Source organism: Shewanella sp. (genome assembly GCF_051658185.1).
Taxonomy (GTDB): Bacteria; Pseudomonadota; Gammaproteobacteria; order Enterobacterales; family Shewanellaceae; genus Shewanella.
Genome location: NZ_JBOFMC010000400.1, coordinates 1 through 6,288 on the forward strand (window position 1 = coordinate 1; position 6,288 = coordinate 6,288).

At 51.1% G+C, this 6,288-nt stretch carries 2 protein-coding genes and 1 pseudogene; 1 reads left to right on the forward strand and 2 read right to left on the reverse strand.

What is annotated here, in order from left to right; translation table 11 throughout:
* Positions 1 to 462: 462 nt before the first annotated feature.
* Complete coding sequence (acs, locus tag ACRCZA_RS14990; protein WP_438675194.1) at positions 463 to 2,415, reverse strand: acetate--CoA ligase; 1,953 nt, start codon at positions 2,413 to 2,415, stop codon at positions 463 to 465.
* A 171-nt stretch (positions 2,416 to 2,586) separates the two neighbouring features.
* Between acs and ACRCZA_RS14995 the strand changes: the two genes are divergently transcribed.
* The gene (locus tag ACRCZA_RS14995; RefSeq protein WP_438675195.1) at positions 2,587 to 6,027 is read left to right on the forward strand and encodes a hybrid sensor histidine kinase/response regulator; all 3,441 of its coding nucleotides are present in this window, start codon (positions 2,587 to 2,589) and stop codon (positions 6,025 to 6,027) included.
* Between the two features lie 99 nt (positions 6,028 to 6,126).
* Here the strand turns inward: ACRCZA_RS14995 and ACRCZA_RS15000 are convergent.
* Positions 6,127 to 6,288: pseudogene (locus ACRCZA_RS15000) on the reverse strand (adenosylmethionine--8-amino-7-oxononanoate transaminase); the annotation flags it as partial.

The following is a 6,288-nucleotide window of genomic DNA, read 5'->3' on the forward strand; positions in this document are numbered from 1 at the left end:
TGGCTTTGCCGAAAATGCGTGATGGCAGCATCGACCGCTTGTTGTTGATAATCTCTCAGTGTGACGGAACCATGAGGTTGCACTGAATCTGTCGGGTTAACTGATATCGTCGGTTTTACAGGCATCTTTTGGGGTGACAGGCCCACAGGCCTTTAATCGCTCTGGCAGATAGTTGAGCGAGCAAGCTTAACACATCGGACTTAAACATCGGATCAAAACATTGGCTCAATACATCGGCTCAATACATTGGCTCAATACATTGGATTGAAATAGAGTCCAAAAACCTTGGCCTAAAAAAATGCCCCTGTACCTGTATATAAAGGTGAAGGGGCAAGTCACTGAAAGTGGCAAGCAACACTTTCGACATCGTTGGGGGCACTGAGTGTTGACGCTCAGTGCCTGTTATCGAGAGGCCTCGATAACGGGCTGCAGTAAAGTTGTTACCTATTCGCGAATGGCGAATTACTCACTGCGATTTAAGCGCGTTTCAATGAGGGTCTCAATCACGGCGGGATCGGCCAAGGTCGATGCGTCGCCTAAATTGGTGACCTCATTAGCGGCGATCTTGCGCAGGAAGCGGCGCATGATCTTGCCGGAACGGGTCTTAGGTAAGCCGGTTGCCCACTGGATAAGATCCGGGGTTGCCAGCGCGCCAATTTCTTTACGGACCCATTGCCGCAGCTCTTGTCGCAGCGCTTCGCTCTCTTCGGTTCCCCGAGTTAAGGTGACATAGGCATAGATACCTTGTCCTTTAATATCATGTGGGTAGCCAACTACAGCGGCCTCTGCAACCAACTCGTGAGACACCAGGGCACTTTCAATTTCGGCGGTACCTAAGCGATGTCCCGATACGTTGATCACATCATCCACTCGGCCCGTGATCCAGTAATAGCCATCTTCATCTCGGCGCGCACCGTCACCGGTAAAATACATGCCGCGGAAGGTTTTGAAATAGGTGAGCACAAAGCGATCGTGGTCGCCATAAACCGTGCGCATCTGCCCAGGCCATGAATCGAGTAGTACCAAGTTACCTTCAGTCGCACCTTCTAAAATATTGCCCATGTTGTCGACTAGCGCGGGTTGTACTCCAAAGAAAGGACGAGTCGCTGAGCCGGGCTTTGTGTCGGTTGCGCCGGGCAGCGGCGTAATTAAAATGCCGCCAGTTTCGGTTTGCCACCAAGTATCAACGATAGGGCAATGTTCATGGCCGATGACCTCATGATACCAGCGCCAGGCTTCTGGGTTGATAGGTTCACCCACCGATCCCATGATGCGTAATGAGCTACCGTTAAAGCCGTCGAAGTGTTGTTTACCCTCTGCCATTAAGGCGCGGATGAGAGTTGGCGCGGTATAGAGAATATTCACCTTATGGCGATCAACCATTTCCCCTAAACGGGCAGGGCTAGGATAATTCGGCACGCCCTCATGGATAAGGACGGTGGCACCATTGGCCAGTGGTCCATAGACCATGTAAGAGTGGCCGGTGATCCAACCCACATCGGCGGTGCACCAATAGACTTCGCCGGGTTTGTAGTCAAACACATACTCATGGGTCATCGAGGCGTACACCATGTAGCCACCAGTGGTATGCAATACGCCCTTAGGATTACCGGTAGAGCCAGAGGTGTAGAGTAAAAACAGCGGATCTTCGGCGCCCATTTCTTCGGCAACGCAATGCTCAGAGGCGGTTTCCACGAGGGAGTGCCACCAGACGTCACGACCTTCAACCCAGTCAACGTTGCCGCCAGTGCGTTGCAGTACAATGACCTTTTCAACACACTTCACATCAGGATGTTTCAGTGCATCATCAATATTGCGCTTAAGTGGGATAGCGCGACCGCCGCGCAGACCCTCATCGGCGGTGATCACCAGTTTTGACTTGCCATCGATAATGCGCGAGGCGATGGAGTCTGGTGAGAATCCGCCAAAGACGACTGAATGCACGGCCCCAATGCGAGCACAGGCGAGCATGGCGATGGCTGCTTCCGGCACCATTGGCATGTAAATCGTGATGACATCGCCACGGCGCACGCCTTGGCTGCGCAGAGCATTGGCAAATTTACACACGGCAGTATGGAGCTCACCGTAAGTGAGCTTACGTTGTTCACTGGCGTTATCGCCTTCCCAAATGATCGCCACGCGGTCGGCATGGTCTTTTAGGTGGCGGTCTAGGCAGTTTGCCGAGGCGTTGAGGGTGCCATCATAAAACCAGTTGATCGACAGATTATGATCATCAAAAGAGGTTTTTTTGATTTGAGTATAAGGCTTGATCCAATCGATACGTTTGCCGTGCTCCCTCCAGAATCCCTCTGGATTGATGATCGACTCTTGGTACATTTTTTTATATTGTTCGTTGTTTACAAGTGCATTGGCAGCGATATTGCCGGAGACCTTGTAGAGTAACTGCGAGCTCATAGGGCTTCCCTTTTGAAAAATGGCGTGGCCTGAGTATGGTATGCCTTAGGCCAGTAACTCCATTAGACCTTGGTCTAGTTTTAAAATTTCCTTTATATTTAGGCTGTTGCGCTCAAAATCTGGCTAGATTTTATGCGGCATTTATCGCACAATAATAGAAAAGAGCGAAATATGAATCTAACCTTAGTCGTTTCAGTTATTGCCATCGGTTATGTGTCGTTGTTATTTCTGCTCGCTTGGGGGGCAGAGCGTTGGTTTGGCGCTATCACCAAAAAGCTGCAGGTGGGGATTTACGGCCTGAGTTTGGCGGTATATTGCTCCTCTTGGAGTTTTTTAGGCACCGTTGGGCAATCATCCCAAGATTTTTGGTCTTTCTTACCGATTTTTTTGGGGCCTATCCTGATCTTCACCTTAGGGTTTGGCATGCTGCGCAAGATGGTGTTGGTGTCTAAGGCGCAAAATATCACCTCGGTGGCCGACTTTATCGCCGCCCGTTACGGTAAATCTCAAACCTTAGCGGCGTTAGTGACCCTCATTGCCCTGTTCGGCATCATGCCCTATATCGCCTTGCAGCTGAAGGCGATGGTGCTGAGTTTAAATCTGTTTCAACCGGCCGATTCTCCCCTCGATGGTGTCACCATTTCATTTTTTATTAGTGTGCTATTAGCTATTTTTGCGATTTTATTCGGCACCCGTAAACTCGATGCCACAGAGCATAACCCCGGGATGATGTTGGCGATTGCGTTTGAATCTCTGGTGAAGTTGGCGGCATTTTTGTTAGTAGGGTTGGTGATTAGTTTTAGTGTGTTTGATGGTTTTGCCGATATTTGGCAGCAGGCGAGTGTTAAGGGGCTAATTCATCATCCAATACCGCGGATTGAAGCTCTGATGCCAGAGTTACTGGTGGGCATGGCGGCCTTTGTCTGTATGCCGCGGCAGTTTTATGTGATGGTGGTTGAGTGTGCCGATGAGTCTGTGCTGGCCAAGGGCCGCTGGTTATTTCCACTCTATTTAGCGTTATTTGGGTTATTTGTCGGGCCGCTGGCCTTGGCGGGACAGGTGATCCTTGGGGACAGCGTGCCGGCCGATACCTATGTCATCAATCTGCCGCTGGCCCTTGAACAACCGCTGCTGGCGGTGGTGGCATTGCTTGGTACCTTATCCGCCGCGACGGGGATGGTGATTGTGGCGGTGGTCACTATCAGTGTGATGGTCAGTAACGAGTGGTTGGTGCCGGTGATGTTACGTACCGGACAGATCCGCGAGCAAAATTTTAGCCAGTTCTCCCAGTTATTATTAAATGCCCGTCGCGGCGCCATTGTGATTATTTTGGCGCTGGGCTATGGCAGTTATCTTGCCCTTGGTGACAGTGACTCACTGTCCCATTTAGGGATGCTATCCTTCGGCGCATTTGCTCAGTTAGCGCCGGCCCTCATTGGGGGACTTTATTGGAAACACGGCAATCGCGCTGGGGTGTTTTTAGGCCTATTGGTAGGCTTTGGCCTGTGGTTTTATATCTCGCTCCAAGGGTTTACCGCTGGCGAAAACGGGGCCGCCATGGCACCAGCGCCTATGGGTTTTTTAGATGCGATTACCCCTAATGTGCGTGACGCGCTAACGGCCTTGTTTGCCAATATTGCTGGATATGTGCTCGGATCGATTTGGTTTCGGGCGGGTGTGGCCGAGCGTATTCAAGCCAGTGCCTTTGTCAGTCCTGGTCAGCTAAAAAGCGCGACTAATAAAAAAACGGGCACGATTTCGCAGCAGGATTTATTGATCCTTGCCAGCCGCTTTGTCAGTCCCGTTCGTGCTTATGACAGCTTTAGCCGTTTTTCGAGTGACGCGGTTAAGACTGAGAGCTGGCATAAAGCCGCATCCCCTGAGCTTATCTCCCATACTGAACGATTATTGGCGGGGGTGCTTGGTGCCTCGAGCGCGGCCTTAGTGATGGATTCGGTGTTGCAGGGGCGGGATCTTGCTCTCGATGAAGTCTTTAGCCTGGTTGATGAAGCGTCATCGAAGATCATGCTCAGCCAAGATATGCTGCGCGCGGCGATTGAGCATGCCTACGAAGGCATGAGCGTGATCGACCGGGATTTAAATTTGGTGGCATGGAACTATAAGTACGTTGAATTATATCGTTATCCCGAAGGCTTTCTCCAACCAGGAATGCCCATCAGTGAGGTGATCCGCTTTAATGCTGCCCGGGGCTATTGCGGCCAGGGCGACATTGAATGGCAGGTGACAAAACGGGTGCAGCACATGCGTAATGGTACGCCCCACACCTCGGAGCGGCAGCGTAAAGATGGCAAAGTGATTAAGATCCAAGGCAATCCAATGCCCGATGGCGGCTTTGTGATGACCTTTACCGATATTACCCAGTACCGTGAGCAGGAGCGCGCCTTACTCGAAGCCAATGAGACCTTAGAGAGCAGGGTTAAGGAACGGACCTATGAATTAGCGTTGCTTAACAGTGAGTTACTTGAGGCTAAAGCCCAAGAGGAAATGGCCAATGCCTCCAAGAGTCGGTTTTTGGCCGCAGTGGGCCACGATTTAATGCAGCCCTTAAATGCGGCAAGATTATTTACCGCGTCTTTGTCCCAGTATCCTCATCTTGATCATGAGGCCCGTACCACCTTAACCCATGTGAACAGTTCCCTTAAAATTGCCGGGGAATTACTCACCGACTTGCTCGATATCTCTAAGCTTGATTCGGGCATGATAGAGGTTAATCGCCGTGATTTTGCCATCTCCGAATTACTCAATGGCCTTGCGGTCGAGTTTGAGGCCATGGCGGGGGATAATCATATTCGTTTTAGTATGTTGCCCTGTAGCGCAACGGTGAATTCCGATCCATCGTTGCTCCGGCGTGTCCTGCAAAACTTTTTAACCAATGCCTACCGTTATGCTCGCGGTGGACGCGTACTGTTCGGGTGTCGCCGCCGGGGCAACGAGATTGAAATTCAAGTGCTTGATACCGGTTGTGGCATTGATGAGCGTGAAACCGAAGAGATTTTTAAGGAGTTTAAACGGCTGAATAACCCTAACAGTCATCATGTCAGCGGCCTGGGGCTCGGGCTTGCCATTGCCGACAGGATCGGCAAAGTGTTGGAACATCGCATTCAGGTGGCTTCGCAATTGGGCCGTGGCTCAGTGTTTTCAATTCGCGTGCCTAAAGGGCAAACCGTACGCTCGCCACAATTGACCGCCGTGCCATCGCTGCTTCAACCCTTGTCGGGCATTAAAGTGCTGTGTATCGACAACGAGGAGGCTATTCTCGCAGGTTTTGAAAGCCTACTGAGTCGTTGGCAGTGTGAGGTAATTTGCGCTAAAGATTTAGCCGATGCACGAATTAAACTGGGCCTTAAAGGGGTGGCTCCGGATATTGTGTTGGCGGATTATCATTTGGATGAGGGGCAAAATGGGGTCGATGCAATGGATGGGATCCGCGCGCTTTATGGCCAAGACTTGCCGGGGATTTTGATCACCGCCAATACCCGTAAGGAACTGGTCGAAGATGTGCAGCGCCGCGGTTATCACTATATGGCGAAAATGATTAAACCGGCGGCGCTGCGCGCCTTAATATCGAGTTTGGTCAAAAAGACTCATTAAGCATTACGCTCTGATAAGCATTCGCCATATCTTGGCGAATGCGACGGGGCTTGGGGAATGGCGCTTGCCAGTTGACGGCGACAGGCGGTCTTGATGGCCTTAGCCGTGGCTTATCGTAACCTTAGTCGCATCCTCTTTGGCATCGGCAGTTGGCACTGCAATAGTGGCCGCGACTTGCTTCATCGCTTGGGTTAACGCTGTTAATTGTGCCGAGCTAATCACATAGGGCGGCATGATATAAATCAGGTTGGCAAAGGGGCG

What these genes read in the sequence shown, in the direction of transcription:
- acs (WP_438675194.1), bottom strand. Translation starts at nt 2,415, where the DNA reads ATGAGCTCGCAGTTACTCTACAAGGTCTCCGGCAATATCGCTGCCAAT.
- ACRCZA_RS14995 (WP_438675195.1), top strand. Translation starts at nt 2,587, where the DNA reads ATGAATCTAACCTTAGTCGTTTCAGTTATTGCCATCGGTTATGTGTCG.